The 14,962-nt window shown below is 63.2% G+C and carries 13 protein-coding genes, 1 pseudogene and 1 riboswitch; of the genes and pseudogenes, 8 read left to right on the top strand and 6 right to left on the bottom strand.

From position 1 onward, the window contains the following. The first annotated feature begins 32 nt into the window (after positions 1–32). The 3 genes from ACFOJ9_RS08710 to ACFOJ9_RS08700 all read left to right on the top strand — a co-directional run bounded on the left by ACFOJ9_RS08710 (position 33) and on the right by ACFOJ9_RS08700 (position 2,692). On the top strand, positions 33–2,087 hold the full coding sequence (locus ACFOJ9_RS08710; protein ID WP_378978501.1) for a bifunctional aldolase/short-chain dehydrogenase: 2,055 nt from the start codon (positions 33–35) through the stop codon (positions 2,085–2,087). A 73-nt stretch (positions 2,088–2,160) separates the two neighbouring features. Next, on the top strand, positions 2,161–2,418 hold the full coding sequence (locus tag ACFOJ9_RS08705) for a type II toxin-antitoxin system RelB/DinJ family antitoxin (protein WP_378978500.1): 258 nt from the start codon (positions 2,161–2,163) through the stop codon (positions 2,416–2,418). 1 nt (position 2,419) lies between these two features. Continuing rightward, complete coding sequence (locus ACFOJ9_RS08700) at positions 2,420–2,692, top strand: type II toxin-antitoxin system YafQ family toxin (RefSeq protein WP_378978499.1); 273 nt, start codon at positions 2,420–2,422, stop codon at positions 2,690–2,692. A 42-nt stretch (positions 2,693–2,734) separates the two neighbouring features. On the opposite strand, the gene ACFOJ9_RS08695 is transcribed toward ACFOJ9_RS08700, so the two are convergent. From ACFOJ9_RS08695 to ACFOJ9_RS08680, 4 genes are all read right to left on the bottom strand, one after another. Beyond that, positions 2,735–3,580: an acyl-CoA thioester hydrolase/BAAT C-terminal domain-containing protein gene (locus tag ACFOJ9_RS08695; RefSeq protein WP_378978498.1), complete on the bottom strand. Its 846-nt coding sequence runs from the start codon at positions 3,578–3,580 to the stop codon at positions 2,735–2,737. 99 nt (positions 3,581–3,679) lie between these two features. Further along, positions 3,680–4,732, bottom strand: coding sequence for a substrate-binding domain-containing protein (locus tag ACFOJ9_RS08690; protein ID WP_378978497.1), 1,053 nt, complete (start codon positions 4,730–4,732; stop codon positions 3,680–3,682). A gap of 50 nt (positions 4,733–4,782) precedes the next feature. Beyond that, positions 4,783–5,778: an ABC transporter permease gene (locus tag ACFOJ9_RS08685; protein ID WP_378978496.1), complete on the bottom strand. Its 996-nt coding sequence runs from the start codon at positions 5,776–5,778 to the stop codon at positions 4,783–4,785. An 80-nt stretch (positions 5,779–5,858) separates the two neighbouring features. After that, positions 5,859–7,370: a sugar ABC transporter ATP-binding protein gene (locus ACFOJ9_RS08680; RefSeq protein ID WP_378978495.1), complete on the bottom strand. Its 1,512-nt coding sequence runs from the start codon at positions 7,368–7,370 to the stop codon at positions 5,859–5,861. Between the two features lie 135 nt (positions 7,371–7,505). Here ACFOJ9_RS08680 and mtnK point away from each other — a divergent pair, with 135 nt between their 5' ends. Continuing rightward, positions 7,506–8,780 (top strand): S-methyl-5-thioribose kinase, encoded by a 1,275-nt coding sequence (gene mtnK / locus ACFOJ9_RS08675; protein ID WP_378978494.1) that lies wholly within the window; start codon positions 7,506–7,508, stop codon positions 8,778–8,780. Next, positions 8,777–9,871 (top strand): S-methyl-5-thioribose-1-phosphate isomerase, encoded by a 1,095-nt coding sequence (mtnA, locus tag ACFOJ9_RS08670; RefSeq protein WP_378978493.1) that lies wholly within the window; start codon positions 8,777–8,779, stop codon positions 9,869–9,871. Before mtnK ends, mtnA begins: the two co-directional genes overlap by 4 nt. A 21-nt stretch (positions 9,872–9,892) precedes the next feature. Here mtnA and ACFOJ9_RS08665 read toward each other — a convergent pair whose 3' ends face one another. After that, positions 9,893–10,432, bottom strand: coding sequence for an Lrp/AsnC family transcriptional regulator (locus tag ACFOJ9_RS08665; RefSeq protein WP_378978492.1), 540 nt, complete (start codon positions 10,430–10,432; stop codon positions 9,893–9,895). A 49-nt stretch (positions 10,433–10,481) separates the two neighbouring features. Between ACFOJ9_RS08665 and ACFOJ9_RS08660 the strand changes: the two genes are divergently transcribed. The 3 genes from ACFOJ9_RS08660 to fba all read left to right on the top strand — a co-directional run bounded on the left by ACFOJ9_RS08660 (position 10,482) and on the right by fba (position 13,642). After that, complete coding sequence (locus ACFOJ9_RS08660; protein WP_378978491.1) at positions 10,482–11,651, top strand: MFS transporter; 1,170 nt, start codon at positions 10,482–10,484, stop codon at positions 11,649–11,651. A 66-nt stretch (positions 11,652–11,717) separates the two neighbouring features. Next, positions 11,718–11,863: riboswitch (FMN riboswitch) on the top strand. Positions 11,864–11,940: 77 nt separating this feature from the next. After that, positions 11,941–12,414 (top strand): 6,7-dimethyl-8-ribityllumazine synthase, encoded by a 474-nt coding sequence (locus ACFOJ9_RS08655; RefSeq protein ID WP_378978490.1) that lies wholly within the window; start codon positions 11,941–11,943, stop codon positions 12,412–12,414. A 163-nt stretch (positions 12,415–12,577) separates the two neighbouring features. Next, positions 12,578–13,642: a class II fructose-bisphosphate aldolase gene (gene fba / locus ACFOJ9_RS08650; protein WP_352631487.1), complete on the top strand. Its 1,065-nt coding sequence runs from the start codon at positions 12,578–12,580 to the stop codon at positions 13,640–13,642. Positions 13,643–13,678: 36 nt separating this feature from the next. Here fba and ACFOJ9_RS08645 read toward each other — a convergent pair. Beyond that, positions 13,679–14,955: pseudogene (locus ACFOJ9_RS08645) on the bottom strand (amylo-alpha-1,6-glucosidase). Positions 14,956–14,962 lie beyond the last annotated feature (7 nt).

Raw genomic sequence — 14,962 nt, 5'->3', positions numbered from 1 at the left:
ACCATCAAAGAGAGCAACCGGACGAAGCGAACATGAAGAATTTGTGGAATGACGACGCGGCCGAAAAGCTCGTTGCCGACTATGCAAAGAAGGGTGTCGGCCGCGACCTGGCGCTGCGCGTCTACACGACCCGGCTGCTGGGCGGCGAACCACGGCTGGTCCTGCATGGCGGCGGCAACACCTCCTGCAAGACGACGGCGACCGATCTTGTCGGCGACGAGTGGGACGTGCTGTGCGTCAAGGGCAGCGGCTGGGACATGGGCGTCATCGAGCCGCAGGGCCTGCCGGCGGTCAAGCTCAAGCCGCTGCTCAAGGCGCGCGCGCTGAGCAAACTGGCCGACGAGGACATGGTCGCGCTGCAGCGTGTCAACCTCATCGATCCGTCGTCGCCCAACCCCTCGGTCGAGACGCTGCTGCACGCCTTCCTGCCGCACAAATTCGTCGACCACACGCACTCGACCGCCATCCTGGCCATCGTCGACCAGGAAGATTCGAAGCCGCTGGTGAAGACGGTATTCGGGAGCAAGATGGGTTATGTGCCCTACATCATGCCCGGCTTCGACCTCGCCAAGGCGGCGGCCGACATCTTCGACGCGGATCCTGATGTCGAGGGCCTGATCCTCGACAAGCATGGCATCTTCACCTTCGGCGACGACGCCAAACAGGCCTATGACCGGATGATCCATTATGTGAATGTCGCCGAGGACTACATTGCCAATCACGGCAAGCCTCAGGCTGCAAAGGCAGCCTTGCCGGCAAAGCTCGCGACACCCGCGTCCATCGCACCAACGCTGCGCGGCGCGGTGGCGGTAGCACGCGGCGAAGGCCGCTTCGACCGCATGATCTCTGACTTCCGCACCTCCGACGCCATCGTTGATTTCATCAGTTCATCCGAGATCGCCGACTATGCCGGGCGCGGCGTGTCGACACCCGATTTGTCGATCCGCATCAAGACCGGGCCGATGGCGCTGCCGGCGCCCGATGCCGACAAGGCCAGCGACTACAGATCCGTGATCAAGGACCACGTCGACGCCTTCGCCAGGGATTACCGCGCCTATTTCGAGACCAATGATGCGCTCGATGACGTCAAGCGCACCATGCTCGACCAAATGCCGCGGCTGACATTGGTGCCGGGCCTCGGCATGTTCGGCCACGGCCGCACGCTGAAGGATGCGAAGATCGCGTCGGATGTCGGCGAGATGTGGATCGAGGCGGTGCGCGGCGCCGAGGCGGTCGGCCGTTTCCATCCACTCTCCAAGGCGGACCTGTTTCCGCTCGAATACTGGTCGCTGGAACAGGCCAAGCTCGCGTCCAACAAGCCGAAGCCGCTGACCGGCCAGGTAGTGCTGGTCACCGGCGGCGCCGGTGCGATCGGTGCGGCGACAGCAAAGCTGTTCGCCGACAATGGCGCCCATGCCGTCGTCGTCGATCTCGATGCCGAAAAGGCTACCGAGGCCGCCAAGAAAGCCGGCAACAATTCGATCGGTGTTGCCGCCGACATCACCGACCCGGCACAGGTGCGTGCCGCCTTCGACAGAGCAGTCGCCGTGTTCGGCGGTGTCGACATCCTGGTCTCCAATGCAGGGGCGGCCTGGGAAGGCCGCATCGGCGAGCTCGACGACGCGCTTTTGCGCAAAAGCTTCGAGCTCAATTTCTTCGCCCACCAATCGGTGGCGCAGAACGCGGTGCGCATCATGCTCGAACAGGGCACCGGCGGCGTGCTTCTGTTCAACACCTCCAAGCAAGCGGTCAATCCAGGGCCGAAGTTCGGCGCCTATGGCGTGCCGAAGGCAGCGACACTGTTCCTGTCCAGGCAATACGCGCTCGACTACGGCGCGCACGGCATCCGTTCGAACGCCGTCAACGCCGACCGCATCCGCTCAGGGCTTCTGACCGACGCCATGATCGCCAGCCGTTCGGGCGCGCGCGGCGTATCGGAGAAGGACTACATGTCCGGCAATTTGCTCGGCCAGGAAGTGACGGCACAGGACGTGGCGCAGGCCTTCCTGCATCACGCGCTGGCTGATCGCACCACCGCCGATGTGACGACGGTCGACGGCGGCAATATCGCGGCGGCGTTGCGGTAGGTTGCGAAAGGATCGACGGGCTTGCGCATCCGGAGGTCTGTAGCTACATTGTGGCTCTCAGAGGAGTCTTAACATGGCAACGGATAGTGTGGTTCGCGCCCGGATCGATACGGCGACAAAGGATCAGGCAACGGAAGCCCTGGCGGCAATGGGATTGTCCGTTTCCGACGCTATCCGCCTGCTGCTGGTCCGCGTCGCTGCTGACAAGGAATTTCCCTTTCCGGTGAAGGTGCCAAACGCAACCACTCGAAAGGCCATGGCCGAATTGGAAAAAGGCAAGGGCAAGCGTTTCGCCACGGCCGACGAGTTGTTCAAGGATTTGGGTATCTGACATGCTGGCTCCTGTTCGCTCCGGGCAATTCCGCCGGGATGTGAAACGTATGGAGAAGCGTGGCAAAGACCTCGGTAAATTGCGCGAGCTGTTAGGCCTCCTGATCGCCGGAGATGAGCTACCGGCGAGTTACAAGGATCACCCTCTGAAAGGCGACTGGAAAGGATATCGTGACGCGCACATAGAACCGGACTGGCTCTTGGTCTATCGCGTTGCCGACGATGAACTACAGCTTGCTCGCACCGGTTCCCATTCCGACCTGTTCAATGAGTGAAGACAACCTGCCGTCAAATGCGCAGACAATCCTGAACTGCAGCTACAGCAGTCTCCGGATGTGTTTCCAAGCCTTTCTGCCCAGCTCTGAATCAGCCTCGTCATTGCCGCCATGTGCATGCAGTGCCGAGCGTGGTGTGTTCTCGCCTGGCAAGAGAATGCGGTGGCCCGCATCGGGCGACGAAACGAGATGTGTGACCTTGGCGGTGTTGTCTCGCCGCCGGACTATCTCCGTCGCGAACCAGAGGGAGGGCCACAACGTGTCGTCGCCACCTGCAACCAGCAGAATCTCGGCCGATGCGGTCTCGACGGGGATGATTGCCGCCTTTGCCTCACATTCGAAGGCTCTCAAACAATGCTCAAAGAGTCCTCGGTAGGACACAAGGCCATCCACGTACTCCGGTGTCCAATTCGTATCCGTCGGTACAAACGGCAATGCGACACCATCGAGCGACCATGAGGATCGTTCAGGCCAACTGACACCATCCCGGCCCGCACCGATATTCCCCCAAACCACCGATGACGGGCTGATTGCGACCACGGCGTTGATGCGTGGGTCATGGACCGCCGCGAGCAATGCGGCCTCGGCACCCTTGGATGTGCCTACATAGACGATGCGGCGGCATCCTGTTTCAAGGAGGCAATCGGTTGCCGCAAAGAAGGTCTCGAGGGGAATTTCGCATATTCCGGGAGCCTGGCCCTCACCGCCGAACCACTGCAGGGCCAGGGCCGACGAGCCCTCGTTTGCAAACAGCCGCGCCCGCCCGACATCGACACGGCCACTCGATCCACCCAACACCACGACGCCGGTGGTAGCCTGCCGGCATCGAAACAATGTTCCGGCGACGGCGCCGGACAGGTTTTCTTCGATTGCCGCCTGGACTTCCATACCGAACCTCGGGCCGGACCTGCGAGCCGGTTCTGTAAATATTCGGCAAAAAAAGGCCGCCTGCAGCAAGCTGCTGCAGGCGGCCTTCGATAGCGAAACCTACTTCGCGTTCGGGTTCGGCATCCAGGCCGGCATGGCGACATCGGCATGGGCGAACTGCGGCAGCTTGGCCGACAGGTCTTCCATGTTCTTGATGTCCTTGTCGATCAGGTCCTTCTGGGTGATCAGTGTCGGCGGCACGACGACGTTGTGGCCGGGATCTTCACCGGCCAGCAGCTGCGCCAGCGCACGCACCGAGACCTGGCCGACGACAGCCGGGTTGGTGGCGGCTGTTGCAGCCCAGGCACTGTCGGGCTCGCGCATCGCTGATATATCCGAGGTCGAAATATCAGCCGAATAGATCTTGATGCCCTTGTTCAGGCCGGCTTCGTCGACGGCGATCTTCACGCCCTTGGCGAATTCGTCATAGGGAGCGAACATCACCTTGATGTCGGGATGGGCCGACAGCACCGAACGCGCCTGGTTGGCGACGGAGTTGGCGATCGGATTGTCGAGCGTGCCGAACATCGCGACTTCCTTGATGCCGGCATATTTCTTCTTCACGTCGACCCAGGTCTCGTTGCGGCGGTCGAGCGGCGCGATGCCGGCGACATAGACATAGCCGGCATTCCAGCCCTCGCCATTGTCCTTGACCGCCTGCTCGAGCGCGAGGCGGGCCAGGTCACGGTCGGACTGTTCGACCTGCGGGATCTTGGGGTTTTCGACATTGACGTCGAAAGCCACCACCTTGATGCCGGCGTCGACCGCACGCTGGGCGGCGTCCTTCATCGATTCCGTCAGGCCGTGCTGGATGATGATGCCCTGCACCCCGAGCGCGATGGCCTGGTCGACCATGTCGGACTGAAGGGCGGCATCCTGGCGGCTGTCGAGCACGCGCAGGTCGATGCCGAGCGCCTTCGACTGTGCTTCGACGCCCGAGAGATAGGCCTGGAAGAAGTCACCGGTCGAGAGATAACGCACCAGCGCGATCTTGACGCCGGGCTTGTCGAAAGGCGCCGGCTTGTCCGCGGCAAAAGCCGGGACCTGCATCAGCATGGTTGCGCCGGCCAATCCGAGCGCCACCTTCCCCAGAAGTCTTCTTGTAATGCTCACTTTGTTTTCCTCCACTCTTGTTGAACCCAAAATCCTGTTCCGGTCGAAAGCTACCTCCTGCCTCTGCCTGAAAGCGCAAAGGTGAAGACAAGGGCGACGACCAGAACCATGCCCTTGACGAAATCCTGCGTGTAGTAAGGCGCGTTCATCATCGTCAGGCCTTGCAGCAAGATGCCGACGAACAGCGCACCGATGGCAGTGCCGAAAGCGTTCGGCTTGGCGGCGCCAAGCACCGCGTAGCCGATCAGCGCCGCCGCAACTGCATCGAGCAGCAGATTATTACCCGAGGCGATGTCGCCGCGTCCAAGCCGGGCAGCGAGCAAAATGCCGCCGATCGAGGCAAAAACTCCTGAAATAACGTAGGCCCAGATCTTGTATGCCTTGACAGGCGCACCGGCGAGTTCGGCGGCGCGCTCGTTGCTGCCGACGGCGTACATCATGCGGCCGAAGCGGGTGTATTCGAGGAAGAACCAGATCAGAACGGCGAGCACGAGCAGCACCACCACCGACACCGGAATGAGATTCGGGATGAAGAAGTCGAAGCGGTGGCGGCCGAGCGCCAGGAAGGCGTCGGAGAATTTTCCGTTTGAGACCGAACCGTCCGGCATCGTCATGCCGGTGGCGATCGAACGGCCTTCGGTCGGAATGCGCTGTAGGCCGACCAGCAGAAACATCATGCCGAGCGTCGCCAGAAGATCGGGCACGCGCATATAGACGATCAGCCAGCCGTTGATCAGGCCGACAATGGCGCCGATGAGCAGGCAGACGACGACCGCGACGAAAGCGTTCTGCTCCAGCACCACCATCACATAGGCCGCCGCCATCATGGCTGATGTGGCGACAGAGCCGATCGAGAGATCAAAGCCACCGACGACAAGCGTGGCGGTGACGCCGAGTGCCAGCACGCCGGTGATGGCGACCGACTGGAAGATGAAGACGGCACTTTGAGGCGAAACGAAACCGTCGGCGGCGATCGCGAAATAAGCGACGAGCCCGAACAGGAGCACGATGAACCCATAGCGGATGGCGTGGTCGCGCACCGTCATTCCGCGCTCCCGCGCGTTGCTGCCGTCTTTACCCAACTCGAACCCATGCTCTCCATTCCAATTCCTATTGTCCGCGCTCCTCAGGCGGCGCTGTGCAGCGGTCCGCCGGCCACCTCGGCCAGCAGGCGATCGAGATCGACCTCGGCGTTGCGGTGCTCGCCGACGATGGTCTGCTCCGACATCACCAGGATGCGGTCGGCGGTCTCCAGCGCCTCGTCGAGTTCGGTGACGAACAACAGCGTGGCGCGGCCGTTTGCGCTGGCCCTGAGCTTGGCGGCGATGTCGCGCCTGGCCGAGATGTCGACGCCCTGAAACGGCTCATCCAGAATGAACAATCTCGCATCCTGCGCCATCCAGCGCGCGACCATCACCTTCTGCTGGTTGCCGCCCGACAGCTCCGACATGTCGTCCTTCTCGGACCGACAGACGATGCCCAATTCTTCGATCTGCCGGCGCGCGGTGGCGCGTTCCAGACGGCGCCTGAGAACAGCGAAACGTGACATGCGCTTGTGAAACGGCAGGCTGATGTTTTCCTGGATGTTGAAGCCGCCGACGATGCCGTTTTCGCCGCGATCCTTGGCCACGAGGAACACGCCGGCGGCAATCGCCTCGCCGGCCGATCGCGGCGAATAGGGCTTGCCGTTCATCGTCATGGTGCCGGCGAGCGGCCTGCGCACACCAAACAGCGTCTCGGCCAGCGCCGTCTTGCCGACGCCGACGAGGCCGGTGATGGCAACAACCTCGCCGTCGCCGAGCGTCAGCGAAATCGGCCGGGCGCCTGGAGCAATTCGCAGGCCTTCTATCTTTAGAACGGCCTTGGCTGAGTTCCTGACAACGATCTGGTCGAGATGGATCTTGCGGCCGAGCATGGCGTTGACCGCGCCTTCATAGTCGAGCGGTTTCTTGTCGAAAATGCCCGAGATGACCCCGTCGCGCATCGAGACGATGCGGTCGGCAAGCCGCCTGATGTCCGACATACGGTGCGAGATGTAGAGGATCGCCACGCTCTGCTCGCGCAGCCTGTCGATCAGCGCAAACAGCCGATCAGCCTCGGCGCTGGAGAGCGATGAGGTCGGCTCGTCGAGGATCAGCACTTTCGGCTGGTGCGCCAGCGCGCGGGCAATCGCCACCATCTGGCGATCGGCCAGCGAAAGATCGCTCACCCGCGCCTTCAAATCGATGGCCAGCCCCATGCGGTCGGCGACCGCCTTGGCCTCTCGGCGCACGCGGACCGGATTGAACAGGGTCGGCGCGCCGCTGCCGCTCAGCCGGTCCAGCGTCAGGTTGGTGGCGACGTCGAGATCGGCGACGACACCGTCATTGATATTCTGGTGAACGGTGACCACGCCGGCGCGGATCGCCTCAGCCGGGGTTTTCGGTGCGAAATCCTGGTCGGCGAGAGCCATCGTGCCGCCGCCGCGCTCATAGACGCCAGAGATGATCTTGACGAGGGTGGATTTGCCCGCGCCGTTGGCACCCATCAGCACAGTGACTTCGCCGGCATGCAATTCGAGCGAGACGCCGCCGAGCACCTCGTTATGGCCAAAGGATTTCCTCAGCCCCTCTACGCGGAACACGGCATTGCCGACCATGCGTTCCTCCCTGACATGACGCTATGGGCTGTATCGGCAATTGTCAACACGATTGACAATTGCCAGATCGCTTCCTAGCTTGGCCCGGCCGCCACGCCTCCATTATGTTCGGAGCGCATATGCGGGAGGATGACGATGACTGAAGAATTGCCGTTCGAAGCCCTGTCGGTCGAGACCCTGGCTGCACGCCTTGGCGGCAACGAGGCGCTGTGTGCGAAGATCGGCAAGGACACTGGCGCCTGGAAGGTCCGCGAGGTCGGTGACGGCAATCTCAACCTGGTGTTCATCGTCGAGGGCGCCAGCGGGGCGGCGGTGGTCAAGCAGGCCCTGCCCTATGTCCGCCTGGTCGGCGACAGCTGGCCGCTGCCGCTGAAGCGATCCTTCTTCGAATATCACGCGCTGACAAGGCAAGAGGCCCGCGCGCCGGGCTCAGTGCCGGCGATCCATTACTTCGATGAAGGCCAGGCGCTGATTATCATGGAATATCTTGCGCCGCCGCACATCATCCTGCGCCGCGCCCTGATCGACGGCCGCCAGCTGCCGAACATTGCACGGGACATCGGCCTGTTCATGGCCCGCACGCTGTTTCGCGGCTCCGATCTGCACATGGCTGCCAAGGACCGCAAGGCCGATCTGGCGCTGTTCGCCGACAATGTCGAACTTTGCGACATCACCGAGAGCCTGGTGTTTTCCGACCCCTATTTCGACGCCAAGATGAACCGGCATACGAGCCCACAGCTCGACGGCCTCGTCGCCGAACTGCGCGCCGACCGCGACCTCAAGGTCGAGGCGCAGCGGCTGAAGCACATCTTCGCCGCCAACGCCGAAACGCTGCTGCATGGCGATCTACATTCCGGCTCGATCATGGTCACCGACACGGAAACCCGGATGATCGATCCGGAATTCGCCTTCTACGGTCCGATGGCCTTCGATGTCGGCATGCTGCTCGCCAATTTCTGGATGTCGTTCTTCTCGCAGCGCGGCCACGAGCAGAAGGGTGAGCGCGACGCGATGCGCGCCTATCTGCTCGAGGTGACGGTTGAAACCTGGTCGGTGTTCCGCACCGAGTTCTCGCATCTGTGGCGCACCGAGCGCACCGGCATGCTCTACCAGAAGAGCCTGTTCGAGGATCAGGGCGACATCCTTGCCTCAGAGCAGGCGCTCGACCATGTGCTCCACCAGATGTGGACCGATCTGCTCGGCTTTGCCGGCATCGAGGTGCACAGGCGCATCCTCGGCCTCGCCCACAATGCCGATTTCGAGACCATTGCCGACGAGGATTTGCGCGCCAGTTGTGAAGCAAAGGCGCTGAAATTCGGCCGCCACCTCGCTGTCAACCGGCGCCAGATCCACAGCATCGACGAGGTCAACCAACTGGCCGCGCTGATCGAACAGGAGAGCAGCATTTGAACGTCGGCGACCGCCACTATCGCACCATCTGGCTGAGCGACGACGGCCGTTCGGTTGATATCATCGACCAGCGCTGGCTGCCGCATGATTTCCGCATCGAGACGATCGGCACGGTCGACGGCATCGCCACCGCCATCCGCGACATGTGGGTGCGCGGCGCACCTCTCATTGGTGTTACCGCTGCCTATGGCGTCGCCATGCAGATGGCGCACGATCCGTCGGACGCAGCGCTCGATGCCGTGTGGGAAACCCTGCACGAAACGCGCCCGACCGCGATCAATCTGCGCTGGGCGCTGGATGAAATGCGGCGCTTCCTGCGGCCCCTGCCGACAAAACAACGCGCCGTAGCCGCCTACCAGCGTGCCAGTGAAATCGCCGACGAAGATGTCGGCCTCAACCGCGCCATCGGCGAGAATGGTCTCGCCATCATCAAGGCGATCGCGGCGCGCAAGCAGAAGGGCGAGCCGGTCAACATCCTGACCCACTGCAATGCCGGCTGGCTGGCCACCGTCGACTACGGCACCGCCACAGCGCCGATCTACCTGGCGACGGAAGCCGGCATTCCGGTCCACGTCTATGTCGATGAGACACGGCCGCGCAACCAAGGCGCCCAGCTGACCGCCTGGGAGATGGCCGGGCACGGCGTGCCGCACACGCTGATCGTCGACAATGCCGGCGGCCATCTGATGCAGCGTGGCGAGATCGACATGGTCATCGTCGGCACCGACCGCACCACCGCCGACGGCGATGTCTGCAACAAGATCGGCACCTATCTCAAGGCGCTCGCCGCCGCCGACAATGATGTGCCGTTCTATGTCGCGCTGCCCTCACCGACCATCGACTGGACGGTGCATGACGGACTGGCCGAGATCCCGATCGAGCAGCGCTCGGCCGACGAGGTCTCGCTGGTCTGGGGCAAGACCGCTGCCGGTGAGATTGCCCAGGTGCGCATTTCGCCGGAGACTACGCCGGCGGCGAACCCGGCCTTCGATGTGACGCCGGCGCGGCTGGTCACCGGCCTGATCACCGAACGCGGTGTCGCCAATGCATCGCGCGAGGGCCTGAAAGCGATGTTCCCCGAGCGCGGGTAAGATCGGGCTTCGAGATCAACCCTAATACAGCGGCTTGGCCATATGCTTCGGCGTCGGCCATGTCTCGGTAATGCCGGGTTGCACCGGCCGCTCCAGATAGGTCGATAGAACCACATAGCTGCGCGTCGAGGTGACCCCCGGCGTCTCGTACAGGCGTGCCAAAAGGCCTTCGAGTGCTCTGGTGTCTTCCGTGCGGACCTTCAGCAGCATGCAGGTATCACCGGCGACGGTATGGATCTCCTCGACTTCGGGATATTGCGAGACCGCCATCAGTTCCGGCGTCTTTCCCCAGCCCCTGGTGTCGATATGGACAAAGGCAAGCAAAGGCTTTTTCACCGCCCGGGGATCGATGATGGCGACTGTGTTGCGGATGGCGCCGCTGCGCCGGAGCCGTTTGACCCGCTCATGCGCTGCGGGTGGCGACAAGCCCACGCGATCGCCGAGTTCGGCGTAGCTGATCGTGGCATCATCGACCAGGACGCCTAATATTCTTCGGTCTATCGCGTCGAGATCGCGGGCCGCAGGCCTGTTCTGCAGAATGCCATCTGTTTCTTCATCCATGTCGAAATTCCTGGTTCTCCGCTGAATAGAATACGGCCATTATGCTGATATGTCGAACATTGATCAAGTTGCACCATTGACCGCCCGAGCGCCGATCCCGGCGCTTGCTTACCTGCTGACCGGATGCATCGCCGTCATCGGCTCGAACTCGCTTGTGCTGGGTCCGATTGCACCGGCCGTCGCCTCGTCGTTCGGAACCAGCGTGCCGGCCGTGATGATTGCGGCGGCCGCGTTCGGCCTCGGCACCTCCGCAAGCGCCCTGTTCCTGGCCCGCTACATCGACCGGCTCGGCGCACGCCGGATGCTGCAGGGCGCTCTGTTGCTACTGGCGCTGGCGCTGGTCGCCAGTGCCGCGGCTCCCACGGTGATCATGCTGGTCGCGGCACAGCTGCTCGCCGGCATTGCTGCCGGCATCGCCATGCCGGCGATCTATGCGAGCGCCGCGGCCATCGCGCCGCCGGGCAGGGAGAGCGGCACGATCGGCGTCGTACTGACCGGATGGACGCTCAGCATGGTGGCGGGTGTTTCGCTTTCGGCCGTGCTTGCCGATCTTGTGCATTGGCGCGCCGTTTTCGCAGCGGTCGCGGTGCTGGCAATGCTTGCATTGACCGGCCTTACATTGTCGTCACTGAGCGACGTCAGGAAGAGCGGCCCGGCGCCGACACCGCTGGCCGCGCTCAGCATTCCCGGCATCGTCCCGCTTCTCATTGCCTGCGCCGCCTTCATGACCGCCTTCTACGGTGTCTATGGCTATCTCGGCGACCACCTTCACGTTGGGCTTGGGCAGCCGGTCAGCGCCAATGGGCTGGCGGCACTCGCCTATGGCATCGGCTTCGGCACGGCTGCTCTCCTCGACGGCGTCATCGATCGGCTTGGCGCACGGCGCGTCATGCCATTCGCCTATCTTCTGGTCGCCGTCGTCTATGTGGCCATGGCCGCAACGAGCGGCAGTTTCGGGCTGACCCTGACCATGGTGGCAATCTGGGGACTGGCCAATCATTTCGGCCTGAATGTCCTGGTCATGCGCCTGTCGGCACTCGATCCGTCGCGGCGCGGCACGATCATGGGCCTGAACAGCGCTGTGACCTACCTCGCGGTCTTTGTCGGCACCACCAGCTTCGGCCCGCTTTACTCCAGCTTCGGCTTTGCCACTTGCGCGGCTGTTGCGGCATTGCTGATGCTGGTTGCCGCTGCTGCGGCGGCCTGGCGCACGAGGTAGTCGAACGTGCTTGGCCCAACCTTCTCACGGTTGACAGCAGCGCCCTGCCCTTCCATACAAAACCGTTAATGTTCTCAGGGCGGGGTGAAAGTCCCCACCGGCGGTAAAGGTTTCGGCCTGAGCCCGCGAGCGCCCTCCGATGGTCGGAGGGGTCAGCAGATCCGGTGTGATTCCGGGGCCGACGGTTACAGTCCGGATGGAAGAGAACGAAACGGAAGCCGGCCCGCTTTTCGCGGGCCTAATCCGTATCGTGCGTCCTGATTCTGGTTCGAAACGGAAGGATGGACCCATGAATCAGCATTCCCATAAAGACTATGAAACGACCCGCATCGCGGTCATTCGCGCGCGCTGGCACGCCGACATCGTCGACCAGTGCGTGCAGGCCTTCGAAGCGGAGCTGGCTGACATCGGAGGCGAGCGCTTCACCGTCGACGTCTTCGACGTGCCGGGCGCCTATGAAATCCCGCTGCACGCCAAGACCCTGGCCGGGACCGGCCGCTATGGCGCGATCCTCGGCACCGCCTTCGTCGTCAATGGCGGCATCTACCGGCATGAGTTCGTCGCCAGCGCGGTGATCGACGGCATGATGAACGTGCAGCTGTCGACCGGCGTGCCGGTGCTTTCGGCGGTGCTGACCCCGCACAACTACCACGACAGCGCCGAGCACCACCGCTTCTTCTTCGAGCACTTCACCGTCAAGGGCAAGGAAGCGGCCAATGCCTGCGTGCAGATCCTGGCGGCGCGGGAATTGGTCGCGGCCTGAGGTCGTCAAACAGGCCGGATTTCAGCCCTGCAACAAGAATTGCGATCGAGAAGACCTCTGAAGGTTGCGGTTCCGGTGAAATCCGGCCAGAAGCATCAAGGGCCGACCGGCAACCGGCCGGCCCGCGACGTTGCGCTTGAAACCAGATACGGGAGACTATTGGGTGGCTCGCATAACACTGAGACAATTGCTCGACCACGCCGCCGAATACGGCTACGGCGTGCCCGCTTTCAACATGAACAACATGGAACAGGGCCTCGCCATCATGGAGGCCGCCGAGGAGACCAAGTCGCCGGTCATCCTGCAGGCAAGCCGCGGCGCACGCGCCTACGCCAATGACGTGGTGCTGGCCAAGCTGATCGACGCGCTGGTCGAAATTCATCCCGACATTCCGGTCTGCATGCATCTCGACCATGGCAACAACGAAGCCACCTGCGTCACCGCGATCCAGTACGGCTTCACTTCTGTGATGATGGACGGGTCGCTGAAGGAAGACGGCAAGACGCCGGCCGACTACGCCTACAATTCCGGCATCACCAAGCGCGTCGTCGACATGGCGCATTGGGGCGGCGTGTCGGTCGAAGGCGAGATCGGCGTGCTCGGTTCGCTGGAGAGCGGCGGCGGCGAGCAGGAAGACGGCCATGGCGTCGAGGGTGCGATCAGCCACGACCAGTTGCTGACCGATCCGGAACAGGCGGTGGAATTCGCTAGGGATACCCATGTCGATGCGCTGGCGGTTGCCATGGGCACCAGCCACGGCGCCTACAAATTCTCGCGCAAGCCCGATGGCGCGGTGCTGGCCATGAACGTCATCGAGGAAATCCACCGCCGCCTGCCGAACATGCATCTGGTCATGCACGGCTCGTCCTCGGTGCCGGAGGATCTGCAGGAGATCATCAACAAATATGGCGGCCAGATGAAACCGACCTGGGGCGTGCCGGTCGAAGAAATCCAGCGCGGCATCAAGCACGGCGTGCGCAAGATCAACATCGACACCGACAACCGCATGGCGCTGACCGGCGCGATCCGCAAGGTGCTGACCGAGAACCCCTCGGAGTTCGACCCGCGCAAGTACCTGACGCCGGCCATGGCCGCGATGCGCAAGCTCTGCAAGGAGCGCTTCGAACAGTTCGGCACCGCCGGCAACGCGCAGAAGATCAAGCCCCTGCCGGTCGCCGAAATGGCCAAGCGCTACAAGTCGGGCAGTCTCGACCCGAAGTTCGGATAGCCTGCCAATCTCCCCCCTTGCGGGGGAGATCAGCTCTCACGTTCCGCGCAAAAATTCGATCACCATCGCCGCCGTCCAGGTGAAGCGGCCGCCGCCGAGCGGCTCGCCGGTGAGCGGGTCGTAATATTCGGCAAAGCCGCTTTCCCGGATCAGATCCAGGCTGGATTGCGTGATGCGCCGTGCCGCTTCGTTGTAGCCGGCGGCGGCGAGGCCGTCTGATATCATGTAGTTGACCACCAGCCAGACCGGGCCACGCCAGTAGCGCTTGGCGTCGAAGCGTGGATCGTCGGGATCGTGCGACGGCACGACGTAACGCGCCTTGGCGGCAAGACGCCCGACGGTGGCGGCCAGTGCGGCGGCGCGAGCCCGGGGATGGCCGCGAAGGCCGGCAGGATGCCGCCGACGGAGGCGCTGTCGATCAGCTTGCCGGTGACGCGGTCGAGGCAGAGATACTGGCCGTGCGCGTCGCTCCACAGCCGCTCCATCGCCGCCAGGCCTTTTGCGGCGCGAGCACGATTGGCCTCGGCTATCTCCCTCTCGCCCAGCGCTTCAGCAAGATCGGCAAGGTCAGTGGAGGCGCGGATCAGGATGGCGTTGAAGCCGGGATCGACGACCTGGAACGGCGAGGCGTCATGCAATTTGGTGTTGTCCCAGCCAAGCCCGCGAAAATGCTGCAGCAGCCAGATGTAGCGATCGTACTGGCCTTGTGTCGGACGGTGCGCCGGATCGGCGTGCAGGATGTCGCGGCGTGTGTAGGGCTCGACACCCTCGGTCGGCACACGCTCGAAGGCATCATCCCAGTCGATGGAATTGTCGCGGCCGGACTCCCAGGGGTGGATGATGGCGACCAGCCCCTCGCCCCTGGGGTCGCGGTTTTCGTAGAACCAGCGGTGCCAGGCGTCGATCTTCGGCAGCAGCGCGCGAGCCCGCTCCGCAGCCAGCTTCTTGTCCTTGGCGCGGTCGAACAGGCGGCGCACGGCAAAGCCGGCGACGGCCGGCTGGGTGATGCCGGAGGTCTCCGTCGGCCTGCCGGTGCGCCAAACATCGGGCCCGGGAAAATAGCCGTCATTCCCTACATGAAAGACGATGTGCGGCACCATGCCGTCCGGCCACTGGTGTGCGAACAGCGTCTCGATCTCGGTCCAGGCGCGCGCCTCGTCGTAGTGGGCGAGGCCGAGCGCGGTGAGACAGGAATCCCAGTTCCACTGGAACGGATAAAGGCCTTTCGTCGGGATGGTGTAGGCGCCCTGGTCGTTCTCTTTCAGCACCTCGACGGCGCGGGCGATGATGTCACTGGTGGCAGAAGCAGTCATGGATGTT

The organism is Mesorhizobium cantuariense (assembly GCF_042647205.1).
In the GTDB taxonomy this organism is placed as follows: domain Bacteria; phylum Pseudomonadota; class Alphaproteobacteria; order Rhizobiales; family Rhizobiaceae; genus Mesorhizobium; species Mesorhizobium cantuariense.
The sequence above is the reverse complement of the archived record's forward strand: the minus strand, read 5'-3'. Positions and strand labels throughout refer to the sequence as shown.

What these genes read in the sequence shown, in the direction of transcription:
- ACFOJ9_RS08710 (WP_378978501.1), top strand. Translation starts at nt 33, where the DNA reads ATGAAGAATTTGTGGAATGACGACGCGGCCGAAAAGCTCGTTGCCGAC.
- ACFOJ9_RS08705 (WP_378978500.1), top strand. Translation starts at nt 2,161, where the DNA reads ATGGCAACGGATAGTGTGGTTCGCGCCCGGATCGATACGGCGACAAAG.
- ACFOJ9_RS08700 (WP_378978499.1), top strand. Translation starts at nt 2,420, where the DNA reads ATGCTGGCTCCTGTTCGCTCCGGGCAATTCCGCCGGGATGTGAAACGT.
- ACFOJ9_RS08695 (WP_378978498.1), bottom strand. Translation starts at nt 3,580, where the DNA reads ATGGAAGTCCAGGCGGCAATCGAAGAAAACCTGTCCGGCGCCGTCGCC.
- ACFOJ9_RS08685 (WP_378978496.1), bottom strand. Translation starts at nt 5,778, where the DNA reads ATGACGGTGCGCGACCACGCCATCCGCTATGGGTTCATCGTGCTCCTG.
- ACFOJ9_RS08680 (WP_378978495.1), bottom strand. Translation starts at nt 7,370, where the DNA reads ATGGTCGGCAATGCCGTGTTCCGCGTAGAGGGGCTGAGGAAATCCTTT.
- mtnK (WP_378978494.1), top strand. Translation starts at nt 7,506, where the DNA reads ATGACTGAAGAATTGCCGTTCGAAGCCCTGTCGGTCGAGACCCTGGCT.
- ACFOJ9_RS08665 (WP_378978492.1), bottom strand. Translation starts at nt 10,432, where the DNA reads ATGGATGAAGAAACAGATGGCATTCTGCAGAACAGGCCTGCGGCCCGC.
- ACFOJ9_RS08660 (WP_378978491.1), top strand. Translation starts at nt 10,482, where the DNA reads ATGTCGAACATTGATCAAGTTGCACCATTGACCGCCCGAGCGCCGATC.
- ACFOJ9_RS08655 (WP_378978490.1), top strand. Translation starts at nt 11,941, where the DNA reads ATGAATCAGCATTCCCATAAAGACTATGAAACGACCCGCATCGCGGTC.